Below are 26,071 nucleotides of genomic sequence, written 5' to 3'. Positions count from 1 at the left end.
ATAAAAATGCTTTTCACGGCGAAGATTTTGACATATCGCAAGGGGCTGGTTAGTTTAAAGATTATCGCGTTTATAAATAAGAAACTTCATGTATCTGAATTACTTCGGCCTGAACGATAATCCGTTCTCGATAGCGCCGAATCCGGACTACCTTTATATGAGTCCGCGCCACAAAGAGGCGCTGGCGCACCTGACTTTCGGTCTGCGTGAAAGTGGTGGCTTTGTTATGCTGACCGGCGAGGTGGGCACCGGAAAGACGACCGTTTCGCGCAAGCTATTACAGCAGCTTCCCGATAATACGCAGGTTGCGATGATTCTAAACCCTACTTTATCAGCCATAGAGCTTCTGGCTACTGTCTGTGATGAGTTGGGAATCAGCTACGACCCGGACAAAGCCAGTCTGAAGTATTTTACTGACCAGATACTCAGTCGTCTGGCGCGCAACCATCAGTCGGGTATGAATACCGTATTGCTGATTGACGAGGCGCAGCACCTGATGCCAGAAGTACTTGAACAGCTTCGTTTATTAACCAACCTTGAGACTAACCGTGAAAAACTACTGAAAGTGGTTTTAATTGGCCAGCCGGAGCTGCAGCAATTATTAAAACGTAATGAGCTGCGGCAGTTAGCACAGCGTATTACCGCGCGTTATCATCTGCTCCCCCTGACAGCCCCTGAAGTAAGTGCATACATGGCGCACCGTCTGGATGTTGCCCAGGGAGATATCAGCATTTTCAGTCCTGCTGCAGTTCGTACTGTCCATCGCATTACTGCAGGTATTCCCCGCGTTATTAACCTGCTATGCGACAGAGCGCTGACGCTCTCTTTTACCAAACAGCATGCTGTGGTTAAAAAATCAGTATTACTGGCTGCCGGTGAACAAATTCTTGGCGAAGATGTTATTGCGCAACGTTTGCGGGGCCAGCAAACAGTTTGGATGACAGTAGTACTTATCGTGTCACTGGTACTCGGCTTTCTGGCCGGGAGGTGGTATGTCTAAGCTGATAGGAATCGAGGCGTTGCGGCCGGGGATGGTAATCACGCGTATTACCAGACAGAACGGGCCGGTAAACATCCGAAAGTCAGGACTGGTTTCCAGTCAGGCAATGGTACAGGGTCTGGCTGAGATGGGCGTGCAGGAAGTTGAGATCGACCCTGAGCAAACGGTAGAGATTGATGCGCGACTTAATCACCGTACTCATACGCAGCAATTACTTCGGGGCGACCATGACAAGCGTTCTGGCGTGGATAAAAACCTGACAGAGCAATTTAACCGAAGTTTATTTTTGCCAAGCGTGCAGAGCTTACCCGGCGCATGGCGACGATCATCAAAGCTGGTAGGCGCTTATGTACTATTGGCTTTATTAGGCGGGCTTATCGGCTTTGCTGGTGGCACCAGCCATATCTGGTGGCCGCGGTTAATGCAAAATATATCAGAAACGGTATCAACGAACGAAACCCCTGCCAGTTCTAAACAAAACAATTCTGCACAAGAGACACCGGACACCTCTGACGAAACACCGGCTGAATCCGGAGGACAGTCAGAGACGCCTGCTACCACATCTGAAGATGAACAGGTAACCGCGAATCAGCCAGCGGAACAGGATAGTTCAGAGCAGCAAGAGCAAAACGCGTCAGCTGTTGACGGCGAGCTTAATACTACCCAGTCGGATAATCAGAACAGTGAGGCATCCACTGACCCCTCACAGCCAATAACGACCGGGGGCGATAACTATGAAGGTACTGTATTGAACCAGCCTGATGTGCCTACACAGGGGCAGGTTTCTCAGGAACTGCTGGATAAATTCAATAAAGCGATTGAAGATCTGGACAGTGATGGGGCAAGTGGTGAGGTACCGGCAGAAGCACCGGTAACGGTGAGCCAGGATATTCAGCGCGTAGACGAGCTTCCGGTGAGAATGCTGACCCGTCTGCCCACCATGAAGTTCAGTGCGCATATGTACGCATCTAACCCGTCAGATCGCTGGGTCAGAGTGAACGGGAATCAGTTAGGCGAGGGCGACTGGATTGCAGATAAAGTGCAAATCGTCGCCATCGAGGGGCAGCGTGTGGTGCTGGAGTTTGAAAACGAACGCTTCACCATGGCAGCGCTTACCGACTGGTAAGCGCTAAGCCGGCATCTGATGGACAAACACGTCGCGAAAGAATTTGGGCAGGTTTATATTGAAATCGTCAGGCCGGACACCGCCGGTGATCTCATCGTTTGATGATGACAAATCAATACGTTTCACTTCGCTGTAATGACCGCCATTTACACTGTAGAACACCATAACCACAGGTTTAAGCATATCAGATGCATTGGTCTTCACGACAATGCCCAGCTTGCCACTGGCCAGTTGTACCAGTGAACCTACAGGATGAATCCCGATGAGTGCCACAAACTGCTTCACCAGGTCCTGATCCAGCCCCGGACTTTTTGTCAGACGCTTCAATGCCACAGCCGGTGTGACAGAAGCCTGGTGGGGACGGTTAGAAATCATCGCATCATAAGTATCAACAATGGCAGCCATTCGGGCAAATTCTGAAATTTGCTCACCCTGAAGTCGTTCCGGGTAACCACTGCCATCCACACGCTCATGATGCTGGGCGACAATAGTTAATGCCAAATCCGAAATGTCAGCATATTGCTCTACGACAGCAAGACCCTGTTCAACATGGGATTCTATTACGGCTTTATCATCTTCAGAAAGCGGCCCGCTCTGCTGGCGTAATTCTGCGGGCAGTAATGACATACCAATATCCATGAGCAGGGTGCCCATACAAATATTGTCGATGGTATCCCGGTCGAATCCCCGCTTGGCGGCGAAAATAGCCATCAGTATGCTGCAATTTATGGCATGCTCCAGCGTATACTCATCGGCGTCCTTGATCATGGTCAGGCAGGATATGGCATCCTGATTATCAAAAACGCTTTCGATGATGCTTTGTGACAGCGAGTCAGCACCCTTCAAATCATTTGCTGCACCATCTTTTAGCGACTTTACAAGACTGCGTTGCAGGCTGACCGCTTTTTGATACAGCGCATCGGCCTGCACAATAGCCTGAGGTGTCACGTCAGACTTTTCCGGCTTTTCGAGCGCTGCGACAGTTTCACTGGCATTGGATACATCGGGCAGCTTACTGCGGCTAAGATCAACATCGACGCGGCGAATACCACGTTCCCGTAACTGGCTGATAACAGCTTCTGTTTTTACCAGGCCGCCAGAACGAACCCGAATTTTTCCCGTTTGTTCTGTCACCTGGCTAACAAACATGCCGGGCTTTAACTCATCAATGGAAAGGTTTTTATGCACACATGCTCCTTTCACGCTCCTGTACAACATATCTCAAGATGTGGGGGATGCGAAGTAGCCAACATCCTATCTGACCACGGCGAAAGGGCATAGCATACCGCTTTTGAAACCGTACTGCAGAAACCAAAAACGGCGCGTTAAGCGCCGCCCGTTAGTATAGTCCAAATCACAGCCACTGCGGCTGACTTTGTTCATATTTTTCGATAGCTGCCTGTTTCTCGAGCGTTTGGCCTATCGCGTCCAATCCTTTTAAAAGATTGTGCTTATGATGTTCTGCAATTTCAAACTGCCATTGGTCATCCTCGACAGAAACAGTCTGTGCCTTCAGATCGATAGTGATCAGCGTTTGAGGTGCATATTGGACCCGCTCAAATAAGGCATCGATCTCGGCTTTTTTCAGCGAAACCGGCAACAATTGGTTATTGATGCAGTTACCATAAAATATGTCAGCAAAACTGGTCGCGATGATTACACGAAACCCGAAATCATCCAGCGCCCAAGGGGCGTGCTCGCGGCTGGAGCCGCATCCGAAGTTTTCTCTGGTCAGCAAGATACTGGCGCCACGATACTCCGGCTTATTGAGAGCGAAATCCGGATTGGGTTGCTCCTCATGTAAATCCAGGTAGCGCCAGTCGTGAAACAGATGTTTTCCATATCCGGTACGTGTAACGCCGGTCAGAAACTGTTTTGGAATGATTTGGTCTGTATCCACATTGGCCTGATCGAGCGGGCAGGCGGTACCGCTGTGAATAGTAAAGCCCTGTTGTGAACTCATTGGCTCTCTCCAAATTCTCTGACGTCAGTAAAGCGGCCTCGTAACGCAGCAGCGGCAGCCATCGCAGGGCTAACCAGATGGGTACGAGCGCCACGGCCCTGCCTGCCTTCAAAATTACGGTTGCTGGTGGAAGCGCATCGATCCTGCGCCCCCAGAATATCATCATTCATGCCAAGGCACATTGAGCAGCCCGGCAAGCGCCACTCAAATCCGGATTCGGTAAAAATCTTATCCAGGCCCTCGGCCTCAGCCTGACGTTTGACGGCGGCTGATCCGGGCACCACGATTGCGGTAACATTGTTATCGACCTTGCCGTGACGAGCAATACTGGCCGCCGCGCGCAGATCCTCAATTCTGCCATTGGTACAGGAACCAATAAATACGTGACTCACTGAGACAGCGTCGAGAGTGGCTCCAGCCTGCAATCCCATGTATGACAATGCTTTTCGGGCGCTTTCCTGCTCTACCGTATCGGTAAATGAATCGGGGCCGGGAATGGGTTCACTAACCCCGATTACCTGACCCGGATTTGTTCCCCAGGTTACCTGTGGCTGAATATCATCAGCATGCAGGTTAATTACAGCATCAAAGGAAGCGTCTGAGTCAGAATGTAGTGACTGCCAGTATTCACAGGCAGCGTCAAAGTCACTATCTGGCGCATACTCGCGGCCTTTCAGATAATCGAAAGTAACCTGGTCAGGCGCTATCATCCCGGCCTTGGCACCGGCTTCTATGCTCATGTTGCAGATAGTCATGCGTGATTCCATCGACAGCGACTCAATCGCACTACCTGCGTATTCAATAACGTAACCAGTTGCACCGGCATGGCCAATTTTTCCGATGATAGCCAGAACGATATCTTTGGCAGTAATGCCCTGACTCAACGTGCCATCAACCTGTATCAGCATGCTCTTGGCTTTGCTCTGCTTGAGGGTCTGGGTAGCAAGAACATGTTCCACCTGAGAGGTGCCAATACCAAACGCCAGTGCGCCGAATGCGCCATGCGTCGCGGTATGGGAGTCGCCGCATACTACTGTCATGCCAGGCTGTATTAATCCAAGCTCCGGTCCCATCACGTGCACAATCCCCTGCTTTTGATGACCTACTGGGAATAGACGGATACCGTGCGCCTCACAGTTTTGCTGTAGCGTTTTTAGCTGAAGGGCATTTTGCGGGCCACAGGCATCAAGTGCCAGTGAGCGGGTAGAAATGCTGTGATCCATAGTGGCAATGGTGCGATCGGGCCGTCTGACTTTACGCTGCTTTCCTTCAAGTCCGGCAAAAGCCTGTGGTGAGGTCACCTCATGAATAAGATGCCGGTCAATATACAGCAGGCTGTCACCGTCAATGGTGTCGATGACATGGGCATCGAAAACTTTCTCATACAATGTTTTGGCCATCATTTACGCCTTATGCTCGGTTATATGGCGGGCGATAGCATCACCCACCTCACTGGTGGAGGCAGCCTTTGCGTCGCTGCTGATAAGTTCGGCAGTCAGAACGCCCTGCTCGAGCACATGGTATACCGCTTTTTCAACAGCCTCTGCCGCGCTGTCAAGATTCAGGCTATAGCGCAGCATCATGGCGGCAGAAAGAATTTGTGCAATCGGATTAGCCAGATTTTTACCTGCAATATCCGGGGCTGAACCTCCTGCCGGTTCGTACAGACCGAAGCCTTCCTCATTGATACTGGCAGAGGGTAGCAGGCCCATAGAGCCGGTCATCATAGCGCATTCATCTGAGATGATATCGCCGAAGAGATTCGAACAAAGCATGACGTCAAACTGCGCCGGGTTTTTCATGACCTGCATGGTCGCATTATCAATATAGATATGTTCCAGTTTGACTTCCGGATAGTCAGCGGCTACCTCTTCAGTAACTTCCCGCCACAAACGACTGGTGGTCAGTACATTCGCTTTATCCACCGATGTCACTTTTTTGTTTCGCTTTTGCGCTGCCTGAAATGCCGAATGCGCTATTCTTCGAATCTCTTTTTTTGAATAGCGCATGGTGTCGAATGCATATTCGTCCTCACCTTCACCATCTCGACCTTTGGGCTGGCCAAAATAAATACCGCTGGTCAATTCGCGCACCACCAATACATCCACGCCGCTTTTAGCAATATCTTCACGAAGAGGGGACAGATGCGCCAATTCAGGGTAAATTCGCGCCGGTCTGAGGTTACTGAATAAATCAAAATGGCTGCGCAGGGTAAGAAGCGCGGCACGCTCCGGGCGCTTTTCCGGTGGCAGGGTATCCCATTTCGGTCCACCAATAGAGCCGAATAAAATTGCATCGGCCTGCTCACAGCCCTGCAGGGTTTTTGCCGGAAGGGCCTCGCCTTCGGTATCAATGGCAAACCCACCTACCGGATAAGCAGTACGGTTGATGGATACATCGAATCGTTGCTCAACAGCATCAAGGACTTTATCGGCCTGCTCCATGACTTCCGGGCCAATCCCGTCACCGGCTAATACGGCAATAGAAAATTGCTTCATTTACACTCCTGCTACCTGTTCCTGTTGGCTTTTGTGATGATCAATCTGATCAGCGATATGGGTATTATTTAATACGTAAATCAGGGCGTTGACACCTGCTTCCACAATATCTGTGGCAAGTCCGATTCCATGAAACCGGCGGCCTTTATATTCGGCGATAACACTTACCTGGGCTAATGCGTCTGCCCCTTCGCCTTTTGAGTCCAGGGTGAAATCAACAATGTCTATCTCCGGATGACCCAGAATATCCTTAATTGCCTCATACGCGGCATCAACCGGTCCGTTTCCTGTTGCCGCCCGGGTAATCTCCTGTTCACCCACAGCAAGCTTCACGGTGGCACTGGGAATGATTTCCCGGCCGCTGTTTGCCTGCAAGTACAATAGCTTGTAATAGGCGGCTTCGTGTTTTTGCTGATCAAAGAATAACAGCGCTTCTAAATCGTAATCGTAGACTGTGCCTTTGGCGTCAGCCAGTTTCAGAAATGCGGTATAAACGGCTTCCAAGTCGTAATCACTGGTTTTATATCCCAACTCAGACAATCTGTGTTTGATGACATGGCGACCAGAGCGGGATGTCAGGTTCAGGTTATTTTTATTAATGCCGACACTTTCCGGAGTCATGATTTCGTATGTATTTTGCGCTTTGAGCACACCATCCTGGTGAATACCCGAGGAGTGACTGAAAGCGTTGGCACCGACAATAGCTTTATTTGCCTGGACCGGCATATTACACAGCTGACTGACCAGCTTAGAGGTTCTGGATATTTCTGTGGTATCGATACCGGTAGTCAGCCCCAGCATGTCCTGTCGGGTTTTCAGGATCATGGCTATTTCTTCTAAAGAACAATTGCCCGCCCGCTCTCCAATACCGTTAACTGTGCACTCGACCTGTCTGGCACCTGCTTCAATGGCGGCCAGCGAATTAGCAACAGCCAGACCCAAATCATTGTGACAATGCACGCTGATAATTGCTTTGTCGATATTCGGCACGCGATTAAACAACTGGCTGATTATGCCGCCAAACTCTGTGGGGGTGGTGTAGCCGACCGTATCGGGAATGTTGACTGTAGAGGCGCCGGCATCAATAGCTGCCTCTACCATTCTGCATAAATAATCTATGTGCGTTCTGCCGGCATCTTCACAGGAGAACTCGACGTCATCGGTGGCGTTGCGGGCCAGTTCCACAGCAGCAACCGCCATATCGACCACTTCATCCTGTGACTTTCTTAATTTTGCACCGACGTGTATCTCTGAGGTAGCAATGAAAGTGTGAATACGAAAATGATCGGCAACATTTAACGCTTTGGCACACGCTTCAATATCAGCAGGGACAGCACGGGCCAGCCCGCAAACGGTGGCATTTTTCACTTCCCGGGCAATACTTCTGACAGATTCAAAATCGCCCGGTGATGAAACCGGGAACCCTGCTTCGATAATATCCACTCCGAGGCGCTCCAAAGCCAAAGCGATTCGGAGTTTTTCTTTGCCACTTAAACTCGCTGGCAACGCTTGCTCACCGTCGCGAAGTGTCGTATCAAAGATTTTTACCTGATTCGTCATAGCACTGTCTCGCCTGTTGATTTAGCCAAAAAAAACCCGCGCCTGTGGCACGGGTTTTTGTAGAATTTGCTGGTCGCTATCTACCCGTGCAGTCTTGCTGCCATAAGGAGTAGAAGAGTAAGAAGGCGTTGCATAATCATAAGAAAACTATATTGCCTGACCAGAATGTGTCCATCAATGTAACCAGTGAGGGGCAGCAGGTCAACCTTTGTTTACATCTCTTTTTTGATTATTTTTTGCCGGCTATTGAACGGGCTGAATTTTCATGTTTGGTCAGTCCAGTTGGAACTTCACCGGATGACGAAAATGTTTCCAGTCGAGGCTGGAAGCGAGTAATAATTCGCGTAGTGACAGTGTTCTGGGACTGACTTTGCCACGATGGTTCCATCGGTGGCCACAACAGGCAGCAGACACGGTCGCCTTGGTAGGCTTAAGTAATGTAAGACGGGTATATTGCGAGCGGGTAGTTTGGGCCTCGCCTTCAAACGAGAACCATCGGTATTTGTTGACATGCACCTGTGCTTTGCCGGTATCTATTCTGTCAATAGAATCCAGTTCAATATGGCTTGCATCATAGTGCTCTACCAGCACACATGCGACCAGCCCCGGCGTTGCATATCGGCTCAGCCATTGCTCGGTGGCAGCACCGGTTACTTTATCAGCCGGGCATTTGCCAGGTTGTTTTGCCAGCCAGGCAGCATTGTGACTATCAAGTTTAAGCGGAGAAATTTGACGCGCCATAAAATGCGCAGCATGACGTATGTGGTGAGGTAATCCACGTATTTTTTGTTGAATAAGTGACTTGTCATCGGGCAGGGAGGTTGCCAATGTCATGAGTTCGCGTTCATAAAGCGCGGTGCATAACTCGGCAAAGTGCGCAGGCGTGGTATCCAGATCGTTACGCTGAACAAAAAAGTTTGTCTGATTCGGGTCCAAGCCTGATGCCATCGGTTTGCCGGTTATGATAAATGGTTGTCATAACCTAACAGGAAGTTGGGCCGGTCGCTACTGCGCCGGCCCGAAAAGCCTTACTGGCCTTTTATTTCAGAGCGACCGCGATAAGTCGCAGCGCTGCCCAGCGCCTGTTCGATACGAAGCAACTGGTTATATTTTGCAACACGGTCTGAACGACACAGTGAGCCGGTCTTGATTTGACCTGCAGCAGTACCTACTGCCAAATCAGCAATCGTGGCATCTTCGGTTTCGCCTGAACGGTGAGAAATAACCGCAGTGAAGCCCGCATCTTTCGCCATTTTGATAGCGTTTAGTGTTTCGGTCAGAGAGCCGATTTGATTAAACTTAATCAAAATGGAATTGCCGATGTTGTTTTCAATACCGCGCTGAAGGATCTTGGTATTGGTTACAAACAAGTCATCACCTACGAGCTGAACTTTGCTGCCAATTTTGTTTGTCAGGCTCGCCCAGCCATCCCAATCACTTTCATCAAGGCCGTCTTCAATAGACACAATAGGATACTGATTTGTCAGGTCGGCAAGGTAATCACCAAAACCTTCCGCATCAAAGCTCTTGTCTTCACCAGACAACACATATTGGCCATCTTTATAAAACTCTGATGCCGCACAATCCAGCGCAAGCGTGACATCTTCATTCATTTTGTAGCCGGCTTTTTCAACAGCTTCAACGATAACTGCCAGTGCTTCAGCGTTAGAGCTCAGGTTCGGTGCAAAACCACCTTCATCACCTACTGCTGTATTCAGGCCTTTTGCAGAGAGTACTTTTTTCAGGTTATGGAAGATTTCAGCACCCATGCGCAGCGCTTCTTTAAAGCTTGCTGCACCTACCGGCTGAACCATGAATTCCTGAATATCGACGTTGTTGTCAGCGTGTTCACCGCCGTTGATGATATTCATCATAGGCACCGGCATAGAATATTCGCCCGGTGTGCCGTTTAAATCTGCAATGTGCTCATACAATGCAACACCTTTTTCTTCAGCTGCCGCTTTAGCCACAGCCAGAGAAACCGCCAGAATCGCATTAGCGCCCAGGTTTTCTTTGTTCTCTGTGCCATCAAGATCAAGCATCAGCTCATCAATTTCTTTTTGAACCAGCGGATCTTTGCCAGTCAGCGCCGGGGCGATAGTGTCGTTAATTGCAGCAACCGCTTTTGTAACACCCTTACCCATGTAACGAGATTTATCGCCATCACGCAGCTCAAGCGCTTCGCGAGAGCCGGTAGATGCACCAGAAGGTGCTGCAGCACGGCCCATCACGCCGCTATCCAGATATACATCTGCTTCTACCGTAGGGTTACCGCGAGAATCCAGGATTTCGCGACCAATAATGCGACTAATCTTCGCCATGATATTTCCTCAACGTTGTCGGAATGCGCATGTAACCATGGCACTCCTTAATTAGAAATTAATGATTTTCTTTTTGATATTTGCCAGCAGCCGCTACAAACCCCTTGAAAAGCGGGTGTCCGTCGCGGGGTGTAGAAGTGAATTCCGGGTGAAACTGGCCAGCCACAAACCACGGATGGTCAGGGATTTCGATAACTTCTACAAGTCGTTTGTCAGTGGACAAACCACTCACTTTCAGACCCGCCTTCTCGATCTTATCGCGCAGATTGTTGTTCACTTCGTAGCGATGACGGTGACGTTCATAGATAGTTTCACTGCCATACAGATCATGTACCTTGGTATCTGGGATCAGGTGGCACAGCTGACTACCCAAACGCATCGTACCGCCCAGGTCGGATTCTTCTGTACGAATCTCGGTACTTCCGTCAGCATCCAGCCACTCTGTAATCAGACCTACAACCGGAAACGGTGTATCCTGATTGAACTCGGTGCTATTTGCGTTTTCCATACCTGCTACATTGCGGGCGAATTCAATAAGCGCAACCTGCATACCCAAACAAATGCCCAGATACGGAACCTTGTTCTCGCGAGCATATTTCGCTGCTGCTATTTTGCCTTCAATGCCGCGCTCGCCAAAGCCGCCAGGTACCAGAATCGCATCAAGTGGCTCTAATATCTGAACACCTTTAGTCTCAACATCCTGTGAGTCAATATGATGAATGTTGACCGTCAGACGGTTTTTAAGGCCGGCATGCTTGAGCGCTTCGTTCACCGACTTGTAAGCATCAGGCAGTTCAACATATTTACCAATCATACCGATATTCACTTCGCCGGTAGGATTGGATTCTGCATAAAGCACCTGTTCCCACTCGGTCAGGTCGGCTTCTTTGCAATCCAGTCTGAAGCGATCAACAACCAATTGATCCATTCCCTGTGCTTTTAGTGCAGCCGGAATGCGATAAATGCTGTCGACATCTTTTAATGAGATAACCGCTTTATCAGCGACGTTGGTGAACAGAGCTATTTTAGAACGTTCGGTTGCGGGTAGTGCCCCCACAGAGCGACAAACAAGAATGTCGGGCTGAATACCGATAGAGCGCAGTTCTTTAACAGAATGCTGGGTAGGCTTGGTTTTCACTTCACCAGATGCCGGCATATAGGGCACCAGTGTAAGGTGCATATACATCGCGCGTTCACGGCCAACCTCGGTGCCTAGCTGGCGAATCGCTTCCAAAAATGGTTGCGACTCGATATCACCAACCGTTCCGCCAACCTCGACAATGGCAACATCGTGGCCTTCAGCACCTTCGATGACACGACGTTTGATTTCGTTAGTAATGTGAGGAATAACCTGAATAGTTGCACCCAGATAATCACCGCGGCGCTCGCGTCGAAGTACTTCTTCATACACCCGTCCGGTGGTGAAGTTATTTCGTTTGGTCATACGGGTACGAATGAAACGTTCGTAGTGACCTAAATCCAGATCGGTTTCAGCTCCGTCATCGGTAACAAAAACCTCACCGTGCTGAATCGGGCTCATTGTTCCCGGATCGACATTAATATATGGATCCAGTTTTAGCATTGTGACGGTAAGACCACGCGCTTCCAGGATAGCTGCCAGAGATGCAGCAGCAATACCTTTACCTAGCGATGATACAACACCACCTGTGACGAAAATATAGTTTGTCATGCGAAACCTAAGGCGTTGGATTGTATGGGTAATGAGTGTTTGCGGCGCAATTCCACAACACTTGGACGGCGCAATAGTATACCCAAAGACTGGCTGGCAAACAATCAGTTTGCCAGCGTCTGCGGCGCTTTATTTATGTGAAACAAGCACAAAACAGCACAGTAGACTGACTGTATTAGCTATCCTGCAGGCGTTTTAGTGTATAAATCAAATCAAGCGCCTGCCGTGGTGACAGATCGTCGGGATTGACGGCTGCCATAGCCTCGTCCAGCTTGCCGGGTTGTGCCGGAGCAGGTAAGTCCAGCGCGGCTTGCACGGCGCCAGCATCTAATGATGGACGCGCAGTGATATCCGCACTGTTTTCCAGTTCATGCAACTTAGATTTAGCAGCGCGAATAACATTGCGGGGAACGCCTGCAAGCATAGCGACCTGAAGCCCGTAACTTTGACTGGCAGCACCCTGTTCAACCGCATGCATAAACCGGATCGTTTCATCATGCTCAATGGCATCAAGATGTACATTCACGACACCATTAAGATGTTCGGGCAGCTGGGTCAGTTCAAAATAATGCGTGGCAAACAACGTATAGGCATGAATCTGACTGGCCAGATAATGCGCACACGCCCAGGCCAGCGACAAACCATCGTAGGTACTGGTACCGCGACCTATTTCGTCCATAAGCACCAGAGAATGTTCGGTGGCGTTGTGTAATATGTTGGCTGTCTCGGTCATCTCCACCATGAACGTGGACCGGCCGGATGCCAAATCATCAGAAGCACCAATGCGGGTAAAAATGCGGTCTACTTTGCCAATGACAGCGTTGCGCGCCGGAACGAAGCTGCCAATATATGCCATAAGTACAATCAACGCTGTCTGGCGCATATAGGTTGATTTACCGCCCATGTTTGGACCTGTAATAATCAGCATTCTTTGTTCATCGTCCATAGTCAGCGGGTTGGCGATGAACGGGTCGCTCATGACATTTTCCACCACCGGATGACGACCTTCCTGATAAGTAATCTGACGCGCTTCGGTCAGACTGGGACGATGCAGGTCCAGTGCTTCTGCTCGCTCAGCGAGGGTTTGGATAACGTCGAGTTTTGCCAACGCTGCGGCCGTATTGATTAGCGCATTCAGGAATGAATGAAAGTGGTCAAACAGTGCTTCATAAAGCTGCTTTTCCAGCGCGAGAGCGCGGCTTTGACTGGTGAGAACTTTATCTTCATGTTCTTTAAGCTCGGGCGTGATATACCGCTCAGTGTTTTTAAGGGTTTGCCGGCGAATATAGTCTGTGGGCGCCTGGGCACTCTGCGCCCGGCTAATTTCAATAAAGAAACCATGCACTTTGTTATAGCCGACCTTCAGCGTGCTGATGCCGGTGCGCTCACGCTCTCGCAGTTCAAGTGCCTGAAGGTAGTTAGTCGCACCCTGAGACAGATCCCTTAACTCGTCCAGTTCTTCACTATAGCCGGGAGCAATTACACCGCCATCCCGCAGCACTACCGGAGGATTGTCTATTATCGCGTTGTTAAGCAGGTCCTGAAGTTGCGGGTAGGTGCCAATTTCATCACTTAAGCTATGTAACAGCGGTGTATTAAACGGCGCCAGAGACTCGCATAGTGCAGGCAGGGCATTGAAGGCGTTACGAAGCCGGGCAAAATCCCGGGGCCGAGCGGAGCGAAGCGCCAGACGCGCCATTATGCGCTCAATATCACCAATTTGTTTTAACTGGTCTGCGATGTCGTGTCCCGCTGCATCGAGCAGCGCAGCAATGGCATCCTGACGTGCATTCAGCTCGTGTCTGTCGGTAATCGGGGAGTGCAGAAATCGCTGCAACATACGGCTACCCATCGCCGTCGCAGTGTTATCCAGTACGCTGAATAGTGTGTGATCCTGATTGCCACCCATGTTTTGCGTGATTTCAAGATTGCGACGCGTGGCTGCATCTAACTGAACACGGGTTTCCTGAACATCTTTTTGAATAGCGTTAATATGGGGCAGGGCAGTACGCTGAGTATCCTTCACATACTGTAAAACACAACCAGCGCTACTCAAGCCCTGGCGCATATCCTCAACACCAAAACCTGTGAGTGCACGGGTATTAAACTGATTGTTCAGCTGCTCTACAGCGGTATCGTATTCGAACTCCCACTCAGGGCGTCGGCGGATACCTTTGAGCTTTTCTATCAAAGCAATGCCGGTAAAGCCTTCTGGGTAAAGCAGCTCTGCGGGATTGACCCGCTGTAACTCGGCCAGTAACGCCTCGTCCCCCTCACATTCCGAAACAACGAATCGTCCGCTGCTTACATCCAGCGTTGCCAGCCCGTAGCCATCTGTCGTACCGCTTACCGCTGCCAGAACATTGTCGCGCCGCTCTTCAAGCAGGGCTTCGTCAGTTACTGTGCCGGGCGTCACTATACGCTGCACTTTCCTTTCCACCGGGCCTTTGCTGGTAGCCGGGTCGCCAACTTGTTCACAGATAGCCACCGACTCACCCATTTTAACCAGTCGTGCCAGATAGCTCTCTACAGCATGGTAGGGAACACCCGCCATCGGTATAGGATCGCCTCCTGACTTGCCCCGGGCGGTCAGCGAGATATCTAGCAATTGTGCTGCGCGTTTCGCATCATCGTAGAACAATTCATAAAAATCGCCCATACGATAGAACAATAAAATAGTGGGGTGCTGCGCCTTTATGTTCAGGTACTGGCGCATCATTGGCGTATGTGATTCCAAAGGTGCCTCGATTGTATCGTTTATTTGCTATACCAGTGTCAGGCTGCTGCCGGGTGATGTGCTGCTGCCAGGGAAATGGTACACTGCGAAGAATAAAACTTTGCTACGTATTATTGATATGAGTCAGGCTTTTTCAACCGTTTCTGTGGCCGGGCAAAGCCAGCAGATGATAACACGAATCGGACAGCTGTTAACTGACAACACGTTAAGTGTCAGCTGCGCTGAATCATGTACCGGGGGCGGACTGGCCTTTGCATTTACCTCTGTAGCTGGCAGTTCGAATTGGTTTGAGCAGTCGTTCGTTACCTATTCTAACGATGCTAAGCAGTCATTATTGAATGTTGATGTCGGTATACTGGAATCCTACGGGGCTGTTTCACGTCAGTGCGTTGAAGCAATGGCTTTTGGCACCGCTCAGCGAACCGGTGCGCCACTGGCCATCAGTGTCAGCGGTGTTGCTGGTCCTGGTGGGGGCAGCAAGGACAAACCGGTGGGTACTGTATGGTTCGGGTTTTCGCTACTGGGCGACACGGTTTCAACGAAGCAGCATTTTGCAGGAAACCGTAACGATGTGCGATCGGCTGCGGTGCATTTTGCACTGCATTATCTGCACGATTGGCTAGTTGAAAACTACCCTGTGACTTCTGAATGTACTTGCGAAACGAAGCCACGCTAGATAAGGGATCTGTAGTTCAGTTTCCAAACTGATGCGATCAAAAATTCCAGAACATAGTGCTAACAAAAGCAAAATTCCGAAACATCGTGTGATCGGAGGTACTGCAAGCGGAAAAAATTCATATAGCGTTCTCAACCACTAAAAATGATGGGGAACGTCAAAGTATCTTAATAGGCTAATAATAGCGCATCTTTTGAAAAATGCGCTATGAATTATTTGACTGGGGGAGACAGACTAGTTAATTGCGAAGTTGATTTTCAGTTTTCCGATCCGTTCCAGATCTGAAATCACTGCACTAACTTCAGGGGTTCTTCTATAAAGAATGCTGAGGTGACTGTTGACTGAAAGAGTGCGCTTTTCAACGTTCAAAGTGTTGAGGTAACCTATCAGCTCATATGGGTCAATTTGCGATAAGTAAGCAAGTCGGGAAACACAAACATAGTTTGAGAAAAAATTTGGAATGCTGTCTGCTGAGAGAAGGTCGCTTTTGACCTTATGCAAACCGATGAAGGGAGATTGCTTGTGTGCCCGCTTAAAATCTTCAGCATTCATACTAAGTAGCCATGCTAAATGCCCCATTGACACTTTTGATGGAGTATTGGCGAAGTGATTTACAACGAACGATTCCAGAGCTTCTAAATCCAAAAAAATTGCATCCTGTAATCTGTCATGGTGTTCGAGCGACACTCTTCTAGATGTAATTTTCCCGCAGATAACGCTATTTAGTAGCTCCGCCTTACTTAATAAAAATCTGCCCAGTACTTGAGAGTTAATCTCTGAGAATCGAATTTCGAAAAGAAAACGTTTATCTGATTGAGGTATTGCTTGCAACAACGACTCTGCAAGCTCTTCAACGTGGTAACAGCTATGAGAAGCTACCTCACCATGTAATTTTTTTATGTGATTGGTGTGTTGCAGGTATTTTACGTCAGCTAATTCGAAGTGGAGCATGTCTACAATATTCTGCTGAGTGAGTGCCTTTGACCACTGTTCTGGGCTGTGCATTGACTTTGGTAGACGGCGCTCGTAATGCGCCGTATTTAAGCAAGGCTCTAAGGTTTTCACCAACTTCAACGGACTCGGCTTTTCCAGCGTATACAGGTTAAGCAAAGAATGCGTACCAAGAAGTGCTTCCAGCTGAGCAAACTTTCTCTGTTTAAATGCAGACTCCATTTTTCCAAAAAAGTCAGGAGCTTCGATTTTTTGCGAGTAATCTGATTTGTACTGACGTCGGTAAGAGTCGCAGTAAATAAAATAAGACAACACAGTGAATACCTCGTGTGCCTTATCACAAGATAATTTTTTAAGATCTATGGCTGCACCTATGAAATCGAAAGGGCGGGCGAGAAACTGCGCGACAGTCAGAATTAGCTGCTCGAACATCACGCCCTTTTTGCGCCGGTCTGTCATCAATTGTTTGTAGGAGGGGGATATTGAGCGTTTCTGAGTGAAAAGGAAATTACCGCAGTGTACACAAGCGCGAGTAGAGGTACTGGCAACTGGCTTTTCGCAAGCGTGGCATTTGTCTATTAAAAGACAGTTGTGTGTTGGACAGACGGTGACATCTATTGTCTGAAACCTGAAGTTATGACAGGTATTCTCATCAACGCATTCAGGGCAGACCCTTAACCCCCTCGCTCTGAATAGTTTACTCTCTGCGAACTCGAATCCGTGAGCCGCGAGCTTATCACGTTGAGATAAAGGGAACACTGCTTTCAGTGACTCGATAGCCCTCAACTGACCTTTATAAGTGTCTAAGGTTGATGAACGTACCTTTGCTCCTAAAATGGATAGGAGCTCTTGCGAGCCGCCATATCCATGAAGTATTGCGAGCCTGTCGAAATAGCCAATACAACTTTCACCTGTTTTAGGAAGTGTTGGGATAGGTATTCTGCGATTATGTGTCATCGTGTTCCCAGCCATTTCTTGACCTCTGTAGCACTGTTAAAGAAGGGAATGATGCTTAATGCTCTGACCTGTGCATCATCAGCTATTGATGAAAACTTCTTATTTTTTGATGATTTTCGGGTGTTCCTCACCAAAAGGTGTAAAGGCATTATTGATAACACCGTTAACGCAAAGTCCTGCATCTCCAACGTCTCTCGTCCTTCGCCCCAAACATCCATTTTCGTTTTAGTGATGAGGTTTTCCACGTTACGGAGAATGCCCTCGGTAGCGCAATAAAAGTGCAACAAGTTGTCATCACTGGTGGCATCAAAGCCTAGCGATAATTTTTGGCTACAGATGTATCCATCCAGAAAGTTTCGAAAGTCTTTTTTGGCGGTTTCTGAAACGATGCTCTGGGGAGGTATAAAATATCTGTGGGGAAAGCGCGTATCGATTTGTTTGTTAATGTCCAGTACAGTGATTACTTCAGGTAATCCAACAAATCCGATACTAACCTTATTTTTATTTGATAGAGATTTGAGCGACTCCGTGATTTTATGTATCGACTCGTCACCGCGTTGATTAACCAAATGGTGATAGTCATCAAAGATAATCATTTGCACTCCAAGTCCTTTGATAAGTGCAGTCAATCTCACGTCCATGCTGTCATATGTACCTCTAGTTGGTGTGAGGTCTCCCAGAACCTCCAGCACAGCTGAGTGAAATGTTTTTTCGCCCAATATATTCTTAGATTGTACGATCACTACGGCAAGGTCATTGTTCAAGTAGTTATTTGCCTGTTTTGCGAATAAAGAAATTAATGATGACTTACCCACGCCGGTCGAACCTGTAATGATTGCACCATTAGGCGACGGGGTTGTTGCTGAGGCGAGTGCGTGCAACAAGTTGTCTAACGCTCTTTGCGTAAATGACATGTCGATGTACTGGCGTCGCGGTCCACTTCTGTGGCGTTCGATAATATTAAAATTCACCTCGACTCCCCCCTTTTGCAGCGTGTTTTGGCAACAAGACATCGGAAAGGTCATTCACCTTTTCAGACTCAGGTTGGTCGACATCAATAGTAATAGGAAGGGCGGCATTTTCAGACTTGAGATCAGAAATGGCGGCGTGCAGTTGTGGGCCATTACCTAAGTCAATGCCTTCGTACTCAAGCTCTTTCTCGCGACGTTTTTTGTTCTTTTCGCGATTTTCTTTCACTTTTGCCAGCTCTTGCGCTTTGCGGCGAGCCATCGCGCCATCGACGATATGACATTTTGCGTCCCATGGCGTTGTGCTCGCTTTCGGGATATCAGAAAACGGGGCTTCAACGATGGCGTCATACTGGCTTTTGGACATGGGCTGTTGAACTCGACCATCGGTAATCGGAACAATGACAAAGTTATTTGACGTCGGCGAAACTACGACGACAGTTGAAATATCGATGTGGTCAAAATATACCGTCAATGCCTTTTTCTCTTTATTGAGATACTTAAAGGTCTCTCTCAATTCCACAGAGTTGTAGTACCGTTTTTCGACTACAATCCCTTTATGACCTTGAAGTGTGGCTTTTATGCATCTTCCTGAAAAATGTTCGAACAGTTTTAGCTTACTTTGTGCTTCATAAGGACTATTCCCCGAGACATCATCGCCCGGCAATCTGACTAACCCCGGATTGTCACTAATATGATGTTCCCATACAGATTTTGGGGAGCGGTCAAGAAGCGAAGAATGCGCTTCCTCATTGTAGTGTGTGATGAATTGGTCAAGCTTTATCATGAATTCATCAACAGTAAGAGTAGCGGCTTTTTCTACATTATCTTCGATATAAAATTTTTCATTCAGTTTGAGCACGCCGCCGTAGCCGGGTAAGTCCTCAAGGCAACCTCTGCGGAATGTCAAATTGAAGCGTTCGATAAACGGTCTTTTTTCAGGTTTCCGGACAACAGTTGTAACGCGGTTTACATCAGTCATCGCCATGAAGTGCGTAAAGGGCGTACTTGTGAATGCAGTCCCGGCATCGGCAGACAAGACGAGAGGCAACCCAAAGAAACCTGACCCGTCCTCGTTTGGTAATACCGCGTTTTTGAAGCAACTAACGGCCAGTTCTGAGTTTTCTGCTTTTTTCTTAGAAATCAGAACGGCGTAACCCGGCACCACCTTTGTGTAGCAATCGAAGGCGAACATAATGGTAGCGATACCGAGAAATTTAAATGTGACCGGGCATAGCAGTCCGATTTGAGCAACTACACCGTCCATTTCCCAGCGAGAGAAAGGGTAATACAACTCGTATTTTTTTAACGCCTGTCGCTGAGCTTGATTCCTAGCGTACGGCCCTTCACGGTGAAATGTAACGTAATCGGCATCAATTTCATTTACACATTCATAGAAAACACTCTTTGAGGGGCACTTAAATCCCGGAAGAATGCTAGGCATTTTCGACTTGAGAAATTCGAAGGCTTTATTCGGGCTTAAACGTCGTTCTAAATAATATTTATGAATGAAGTCGGATACCACCTCTTTGACTTCAAGCGGCAGGCCAGCACCTCTGCCTTGGGTTTGTTGGTAGTTGTCTATCAGCGCATATTTATCATTGTTGGCATCTCTGTACCGCTTTAGCCAGCGAGCAGCGGTTCCATGGTGCGGAAAACTGATTTTTTTGCCCCGGCTACGTTTTTGTATCTCATCGTAAGCACACAATATATTTCGTTTGGCCGTAGGGGCATTAGGCGACTCCTTGAGCATTTGCAGCACGACCTCTTCGCGAAAGTGCATAGTTTCCCGGTCCTCGGGAGACAGGTTCAGAACCAGCGATATTGATTTGGTTTTTGGCGGCGCTGGTGTTATCAGCCCCTGTCTATATTGCGTTACGATTTGGGCTTGGGAAAACGTGAGCACTTGGGTTTCGCTCTCTAGTACAACCTGTAGCCCTTTAATCATGGCAATTTGAAAGCGCTCATTATTCAGTATGAACTCAGTCCCTTCAGTGAGGGAGAAGTTAGGCTTGGTACTTATCATGCTGCACCCCTCGAAAGAAGCTGATTAGGTTGATATAAAAAGGTATTGCCCTTTAGTGTGTCTTCCATATCAAATAAGAAGTAGCCACGTGCTATCAGGTGCATAATGATGTTGGGTTGAAACCCTTTGTCGATAGCAAGGCGCTGACAGTGCTTGTAGCTACTTGCAAGGGGCAGCATGCTAACTAATTGAACTATCTCTTGTTCAGTGTGAACGCATTTTAGATAACCGCTGAGAAGCATGATATTGCTCATCACTAACCAGTTGCCAATGTCTCTCTCAGTGACCACTTTGAAATCAATGCCATCTTCTGCGAGTGCATCTTTAAAAAACTGATGCCGCTCTTCCATCTCTTCGGTGAGTCTTGCTGAACACTTCACTTCATGAAGGCACTCCTGCTCTGACACAGAGGTAGTGAGTATGTCAGGCGTAAACGTGTAGTCGAATCCGGGTCTGTCATTGCGCTGATAAATCAAGGTGAAAGGCTGCGACTCAAGGAGTGTAGATTCTTTATCAAGCTCCAGTTTCTTCTGATAGACCAGCTCCAAGTAGCTTTCAGCAAACTGGGGTTGGTTGTTTAGTGTGCATGCATTCGTCAGACTAGACTTTGCTCGACTGTGTCTGTACAGCTTGCGTGCAAGCTTTTTCTTTCTGTATTGGACGGCTTTCATTTCAAATCCTCAGTGTGGGTCGGACTTTTAATGCTAGAACTACCATCCCACTAAGCAAGTTTTTGAAGATGTTTTTAATTTTTTAAGTGGTTGAAATCGTTATATTTAAGTATCTTTTTTTGTAAGCTTTATGATGTTGTCTTTATGGTAAAGCTATAATGGTTTATATTTCATAAAGTTATAAGAATTATCTTTTTTATGCACATTTATTTGTAGTTGATAAGTGGCTTTGGATAGTGTTTTCCAGAGAAAGTCGCTCTAAATAAAAAATTCGAGTTTTCCAGCGCAACTGCTATAGTCGGTTTTTATTTCTGAATAAATAAGTTCAGTTTTATGCATTCATACATCAAACAATGCCGACTACTTAAGAAGAAGCAGGATAAAAATAAGTATTCACTACAGGCCGTTGCCTCTCGGATCGGAGTGTCTGAGAGTTACTTAAGTCGTATAGAGCGCGGGGAGGTTCCCAACAGGCGTCGCCTCGAGCAATTAATCACGGACCTTGATGCCAACAGAACATTGGCGCTTGCGTCTTTTGGTTTTTTAGATGAAAAAATTGCTGACGCAATCAATGCGAACTTGTCAAAGTGGGATGTTGAGCTGGATAGTGATGAGATATATGAACTAGTGTCCCGCACTATCGAGTGGCAAGAGTTTCGGGCCATACTGTTTAGTCTGAAAGAGATGAGAAGAAGAGATCTAGGAGAAATTAAGCGATTCGTGGTCGATGGTCTTTCATAACCTTATTATGTTAGCGCTGCTCTATATTTTACGACCTGCTTTGCTCGCGCATTTAACAAGATAACATCAGTTCGAACGAAGTGCTTTAATCGCCTTCTTGTTCCACAAGAACTGCGGGGAGAAAGTGCTTAGCAATGATTTATAAAAATTGTTTTCTAATTCCTAAATAAAGGTACTAGGATAGACCTATCCCCCGAAGGTTTACATCGCCGAATTATTAACCGATATGAACACCCAACCGAAGGTATCGCCAATTGGTACTAGAACATGAAGAATGACAATGAGCAAAATCTCGTTAGCGAAATCTGTACACCGTTAATGAGCGATGCGCTGGCTGCTTGCGTGGTGACTTGCGATGGAAAAGTTGCATTTGGGTTTGGTGACAGCTGCGAGTTCTCAACAGATGCAGCAGATGCAGCACTAATTCTTGAGCTTATAGGCAGACTCACCGAATTGAAAAATCGCCGCGTGGATGACTGAGCAAGCAAAGCACTTGATGAAAAAAAGATTCCAGCCTTTCTGACCGGGTCAGTAAAACGCACATAAACGGTGGGCTTTAATGCCTACGTATCCAATTAAGAAATTCAGCGCTCTATGGTGAGTAGCATTAACCCGGAGTACAGCGAACGTAAGATAGTTCTTGATGCCTTTGATAATGTTCTCTGTGCATTTAATGGCAGTTTCTATTCAGATGAAGAGCGGCTCTGCCGTAACTGATATTGTTCTGAAAAAAACTGCGAGGATGCTTATCGTCCAACTCGAATGAATAATAAATCCATTCCCGTGCGCAACTAAATAACTCCTTTAAATTCAATTATTTACTTTATCCTGCCTTTTTATTATTATATTTTTTACTTTTTAGGCTTGCGTTTGAGAGGGTTTGCTCATAATATTTCTGCACGTTAAGTAATTAAATAGTTAACAAGTAGCCAGATATGGAACAGATTAAACATAAGAAAATTACAAAGGTTTTGTTAGAAGAAAGAGCAGAACAACTGTTGCGAGCGCATTTTCAAGCGGCCTCGTTAATGAATGAGTCACTTTCAATCGATAAAGAGAGCCTCGAGGCAGAGGAGCTACTGCAAACACTTGAGCGTCAATACAGGTATGGCATATGCGGCCACTTGCATGAAGGAGAAATGTTGCCTGATGACTTTTCGGATATGAGGGTGTATTCAGCGTTAGAGGAACTATACGCAGGCTATCCGTTTAATGCATTTGATGACAACTCTCTAGGTCTTATAGAAACGATTACACTCGCTGCCCAAGCCCGGCATGAATTGGTCATACACGACGGGATCAGTATGAGAGATCTTTTCGATCTGGATGACGACTTCACGTACACATCGGGCGAGATAGAACTTCGTGAACTGGCTGCTATTGCAGATATGTCGGTTCAGAGTGTCAGGAACGATATTTCGAAAAACGCAAAGTCTTTAAAGTTTCGTTCTAGTGGAGGGAAGCATTACACCTCCGTTACAGAAGCAAAAAATTGGCTGAGCCAGCGCAATTCATTCAAGCCAACGATTAATTTTATTGAGCTAAATAAGCGGGAGCAGGCTGAGAGCCTTCTATATATTCCGGTCGCAAAGGATGGTTCTTATTTTACAAGCAAATGCAGAATGACACGGGGTTATCAGGTAGGTGAAAAAGGCAATGAGCAATACTTTGAATCTTTCATAGAAGCCCGAAACCACTTGCTGTTTATGACTCAGGCAAAATGGCGTAGGCCAAATGAGAAAGGGAACTTTGGCATTGTATCCGCTGCCGAGTGGAAGTTTGTACCCAAAGAAGAAGTATTAAAAAATTAATTCTTTATAAGGAGAAGCTCACATGGATTCTCAGACAAAAGCTAATGAATCGACTCACGCGCAAATTTTATCTGATGATGCCAGATATCTGCTGATGTTATTCGGTATAACGCTGGAGGATAAAAAATGAAGATGAGTCATCATGCGAAGCTTCGCCTTGCACAACGCTCCCTTAATGAGCAGGAACTTACTGTACTTGCTGGTATTGGTCAAGTTGTCGAACAACATGGAGGAACGTCTTTAACCACCGTTCCCAAGAACGAAAAACTCAAGTGGGTTCGTGCAGCAAAAGAAGCTTTACGGTTGCTTAATACATTGCCAGAAATTGATACAAAGAAAAGAAAACGAATCAGGAAAGTGCTCAACCGTATCATTGAACGGTTAAGCGCGAAGAACCAACCCTATTTTATAAGTAGTAACGAGGAAGACATTGTGATCACTTGCGGGTATTACACCGTCCGTCGTTTAAGAAGAGACTACTGAGGATGTTATGGACAACAATCAGTTAAAAAATCATATCGAAGCACTGCGCAACTATAGCAATGGATCCCCTTTTATTGATGAACTGCGGATCGAATCACGTGGCGAAATCGACGTGTATTTTTCACCATTCGAGCATATTAATAAACATGCAAAAGTCGTGCTCGTGGGCATATCGCCCGGCGCGACTCAGGCTAACAATGCCAACGTAGAGGCCTCTGCACTAATTAAAAGTGGCGAGAGAATCGATACCATATCGGAAAAGGCTAAGCAAACTGGTGCATTCAGTGGTGCTTTGAGGAACAACCTTGTTCGCCTGCTGGATTACGTGGGCATAAGCAGAGAGTTAGGTATAGATACCTGCGGGACGCTGTTTACCAAAAACAATCACCTGCTCCACAGTACGTCAGTCTTTCGCTATCCGACGCTACAGGCAGGTACGCCCATCAGCTCAGCAAAAAAAGGCCTTTCAGATCCGCTTCTCAAGCAAATGATCGACCACTGTCTTGCTGATGAAGTGCGTCAGTTACCTGAATCCGCTTTTTATCTTCCCATGGGTCAAGGCGTAGACAAAATTTTACTTTCTTTGTGTGAACGTGGGCTATTAAATAGAAGCCAATTACTTATCGGATTGCCGCACCCGTCGGGTGCCAATGCAGAAAGAATTGCTTATTTTCTGGGGGAGAAACCGCGAGATAAGCTATCAGGCAAAACCAATGCTGACACGATTGACGTAGCTAAACAGCTACTATTGAGCCAACTCAATCACAAAAACTCGAATTTGAGTAGTGAGTCACTTAAACGTTACGTGGGAGCAGAGCAGCGCTCGACATCAACGAAGACAGCTAGAATGGGTGAGCCAGTTCAACAAGCTACGAATAACAAAAGTCAGTCTGTCTCTACAAAGTCTTCTGGTTCACTGGTGTCACCGTCTGATGGTTTTATGCTGGATGATGTTGAGCGACAAATTCGAGAGCAGGTTGCCCAGTTGAACCTTATAGTAGCACCAAGCAAGTCCAGAACGTCAAAAGAACTGTCAATATTACGTGGCGATAATACCGTCGCCTATATCAGTCGTGAAGCAGGGCTTAAGAAAGGGATTCTGGTCGTCAAATTGCATCCAAGCATGCGTTCTAAGTTGGATAGTATGGCGAGCGAAATGGGAGGCGTAAGTATCAGTCCCGGTACAGGCTCGCGCTACATATCTAGTTCAAATTACAGGGGGTTTGACAGCAGAGGATACTCTTCTCAATTGACTTCAAACCAGCATCAGGCCGTTGCTTATAAGGTTGACGTATCGGGAGGATTTTACCCGCTCAAAGCCTTATTACAGGCTTGCTAATTCTTACATTTCTACCTGAAAATTTCAGGGCTAAAGCACCTGCTGATGAAATTAAATAAGCAGGTGCGCTTATTTCGAATTATGCAGTCTCACCAAACTTCATTTCACCAATCACTTCATGTAAACGAGTTCTTCGTTCTTCAGTAGAAAAATAATCGAGAGGACGCTCTCCTACAAGTATCGGAAGCGGAGTGTTAAGCCACTTATCTCTCAACTCCCGTTCACTGCCAAAGAAAGCGTCAATTTCGGACTTCAGTTTTTCTTTTGAAATTGTCATCTCTTGCCTCACACTAAAAGTTTACTCCGACCTCTATGAACTATAACTGATCTGAGCGGATTGTCGTGGTCCTACATCATTCGGGGGCGAGCAACGTTATAAGTACTGAGCTGGCCGTGTGGAGTCAAAAGCCATTGAGTATGAAAGCCTGAGGACGAGGCGCGTTCCACATGGTAATACTTTAAGAGGTTAACCACTTATTCAGAGGACTTCCATTGATGTGAAAAAGTGGTGGCCAAATGGAAATAACTTTCAAAGTTAGTTTCACTGAATTGA

Annotated in this window: 22 protein-coding genes; 8 read left to right on the top strand and 14 right to left on the bottom strand. The window is 47.3% G+C overall.

Annotated features, from left to right (window positions below; genetic code table 11):
- Positions 1-88: 88 nt before the first annotated feature.
- Together FBQ74_RS13355 and FBQ74_RS13350 are read left to right on the top strand one after the other, a co-directional pair.
- The gene (locus FBQ74_RS13355) at positions 89-1,000 is read left to right on the top strand and encodes an ExeA family protein (RefSeq protein WP_139757131.1); all 912 of its coding nucleotides are present in this window, start codon (positions 89-91) and stop codon (positions 998-1,000) included.
- Positions 993-2,126, top strand: a complete 1,134-nt coding sequence (locus tag FBQ74_RS13350) for a general secretion pathway protein GspB (protein WP_139757130.1) — start codon at positions 993-995, stop codon at positions 2,124-2,126. Before FBQ74_RS13355 ends, FBQ74_RS13350 begins: the two co-directional genes overlap by 8 nt.
- Positions 2,127-2,129: 3 nt before the next feature.
- Here the strand turns inward: FBQ74_RS13350 and FBQ74_RS13345 are convergent, their stop codons facing one another.
- The 9 genes from FBQ74_RS13345 to mutS form a co-directional block, all read right to left on the bottom strand.
- Positions 2,130-3,314 (bottom strand): HD-GYP domain-containing protein, encoded by a 1,185-nt coding sequence (locus FBQ74_RS13345; protein WP_139757129.1) that lies wholly within the window; start codon positions 3,312-3,314, stop codon positions 2,130-2,132.
- Positions 3,315-3,480: 166 nt separating this feature from the next.
- Positions 3,481-4,089, bottom strand: coding sequence for a 3-isopropylmalate dehydratase small subunit (gene leuD, locus FBQ74_RS13340; protein WP_139757128.1), 609 nt, complete (start codon positions 4,087-4,089; stop codon positions 3,481-3,483).
- Positions 4,086-5,489, bottom strand: coding sequence for a 3-isopropylmalate dehydratase large subunit (leuC, locus tag FBQ74_RS13335; RefSeq protein ID WP_139757969.1), 1,404 nt, complete (start codon positions 5,487-5,489; stop codon positions 4,086-4,088). Before leuC ends, leuD begins: the two co-directional genes overlap by 4 nt.
- A 3-nt stretch (positions 5,490-5,492) precedes the next feature.
- A complete protein-coding gene (leuB, locus tag FBQ74_RS13330; protein ID WP_139757127.1) occupies positions 5,493-6,587 on the bottom strand; it encodes a 3-isopropylmalate dehydrogenase in 1,095 nt (364 codons plus the stop codon).
- A complete protein-coding gene (leuA, locus tag FBQ74_RS13325) occupies positions 6,588-8,147 on the bottom strand; it encodes a 2-isopropylmalate synthase (RefSeq protein WP_139757126.1) in 1,560 nt (519 codons plus the stop codon).
- Positions 8,148-8,420: 273 nt separating this feature from the next.
- A complete protein-coding gene (locus FBQ74_RS13320; RefSeq protein WP_232371924.1) occupies positions 8,421-9,095 on the bottom strand; it encodes a hypothetical protein in 675 nt (224 codons plus the stop codon).
- An 80-nt stretch (positions 9,096-9,175) separates the two neighbouring features.
- The gene (eno, locus tag FBQ74_RS13315) at positions 9,176-10,468 is read right to left on the bottom strand and encodes a phosphopyruvate hydratase (RefSeq protein ID WP_139757125.1); all 1,293 of its coding nucleotides are present in this window, start codon (positions 10,466-10,468) and stop codon (positions 9,176-9,178) included.
- 58 nt (positions 10,469-10,526) lie between these two features.
- A complete protein-coding gene (locus tag FBQ74_RS13310; RefSeq protein WP_139757124.1) occupies positions 10,527-12,158 on the bottom strand; it encodes a CTP synthase in 1,632 nt (543 codons plus the stop codon).
- Positions 12,159-12,333: 175 nt separating this feature from the next.
- The gene (gene mutS / locus FBQ74_RS13305) at positions 12,334-14,919 is read right to left on the bottom strand and encodes a DNA mismatch repair protein MutS (protein WP_408641360.1); all 2,586 of its coding nucleotides are present in this window, start codon (positions 14,917-14,919) and stop codon (positions 12,334-12,336) included.
- On the opposite strand from mutS, the gene FBQ74_RS13300 reads away from it, so the two are divergent.
- Positions 14,855-15,571, top strand: coding sequence for a CinA family protein (locus tag FBQ74_RS13300; RefSeq protein ID WP_332309084.1), 717 nt, complete (start codon positions 14,855-14,857; stop codon positions 15,569-15,571). The two genes, mutS and FBQ74_RS13300, sit on opposite strands and share 65 nt — an antisense overlap.
- A 234-nt stretch (positions 15,572-15,805) precedes the next feature.
- Here FBQ74_RS13300 and FBQ74_RS13295 read toward each other — a convergent pair whose 3' ends face one another.
- From FBQ74_RS13295 to FBQ74_RS13280, 4 genes are read right to left on the bottom strand one after another with little or no spacing between them, the layout of a single operon-like run.
- Positions 15,806-17,479, bottom strand: a complete 1,674-nt coding sequence (locus FBQ74_RS13295; RefSeq protein WP_168190670.1) for a TniQ family protein — start codon at positions 17,477-17,479, stop codon at positions 15,806-15,808.
- Positions 17,476-18,450 (bottom strand): TniB family NTP-binding protein, encoded by a 975-nt coding sequence (locus FBQ74_RS13290; protein WP_168190669.1) that lies wholly within the window; start codon positions 18,448-18,450, stop codon positions 17,476-17,478. Before FBQ74_RS13290 ends, FBQ74_RS13295 begins: the two co-directional genes overlap by 4 nt.
- Positions 18,440-20,473, bottom strand: a complete 2,034-nt coding sequence (locus tag FBQ74_RS13285; protein WP_139757120.1) for a hypothetical protein — start codon at positions 20,471-20,473, stop codon at positions 18,440-18,442. The genes FBQ74_RS13290 and FBQ74_RS13285 overlap by 11 nt, the downstream gene beginning before the upstream one ends.
- On the bottom strand, positions 20,470-21,144 hold the full coding sequence (locus FBQ74_RS13280; RefSeq protein ID WP_139757119.1) for a TnsA endonuclease N-terminal domain-containing protein: 675 nt from the start codon (positions 21,142-21,144) through the stop codon (positions 20,470-20,472). Before FBQ74_RS13280 ends, FBQ74_RS13285 begins: the two co-directional genes overlap by 4 nt.
- 333 nt (positions 21,145-21,477) lie before the next feature.
- Between FBQ74_RS13280 and FBQ74_RS13275 the strand changes: the two genes are divergently transcribed.
- The 5 genes from FBQ74_RS13275 to FBQ74_RS13255 all read left to right on the top strand — a co-directional run bounded on the left by FBQ74_RS13275 (position 21,478) and on the right by FBQ74_RS13255 (position 25,518).
- Positions 21,478-21,885: a helix-turn-helix domain-containing protein gene (locus FBQ74_RS13275; RefSeq protein WP_139757118.1), complete on the top strand. Its 408-nt coding sequence runs from the start codon at positions 21,478-21,480 to the stop codon at positions 21,883-21,885.
- Positions 21,886-22,152: 267 nt separating this feature from the next.
- Positions 22,153-22,365 (top strand): hypothetical protein, encoded by a 213-nt coding sequence (locus FBQ74_RS13270; RefSeq protein ID WP_139757117.1) that lies wholly within the window; start codon positions 22,153-22,155, stop codon positions 22,363-22,365.
- 455 nt (positions 22,366-22,820) lie between these two features.
- On the top strand, positions 22,821-23,696 hold the full coding sequence (locus tag FBQ74_RS13265) for a hypothetical protein (RefSeq protein ID WP_139757116.1): 876 nt from the start codon (positions 22,821-22,823) through the stop codon (positions 23,694-23,696).
- Between the two features lie 126 nt (positions 23,697-23,822).
- Positions 23,823-24,179 carry a hypothetical protein gene (locus tag FBQ74_RS13260; protein WP_139757115.1) on the top strand — a complete coding sequence of 119 codons (357 nt, stop codon included), beginning with the start codon at positions 23,823-23,825 and terminating at the stop codon, positions 24,177-24,179.
- A gap of 7 nt (positions 24,180-24,186) precedes the next feature.
- Positions 24,187-25,518, top strand: a complete 1,332-nt coding sequence (locus FBQ74_RS13255; RefSeq protein WP_139757114.1) for a uracil-DNA glycosylase family protein — start codon at positions 24,187-24,189, stop codon at positions 25,516-25,518.
- Between the two features lie 79 nt (positions 25,519-25,597).
- Here FBQ74_RS13255 and FBQ74_RS13250 read toward each other — a convergent pair whose 3' ends face one another.
- The gene (locus tag FBQ74_RS13250) at positions 25,598-25,795 is read right to left on the bottom strand and encodes an MbcA/ParS/Xre antitoxin family protein (RefSeq protein ID WP_139757113.1); all 198 of its coding nucleotides are present in this window, start codon (positions 25,793-25,795) and stop codon (positions 25,598-25,600) included.
- Positions 25,796-26,071: the final 276 nt, after the last annotated feature.

The organism is Salinimonas iocasae (assembly GCF_006228385.1).
Lineage (GTDB): Bacteria > Pseudomonadota > Gammaproteobacteria > Enterobacterales > Alteromonadaceae > Alteromonas > Alteromonas iocasae.
Note: the sequence above shows the minus strand (reverse complement) of the source record. Positions and strands in the feature narration are given on the sequence as shown.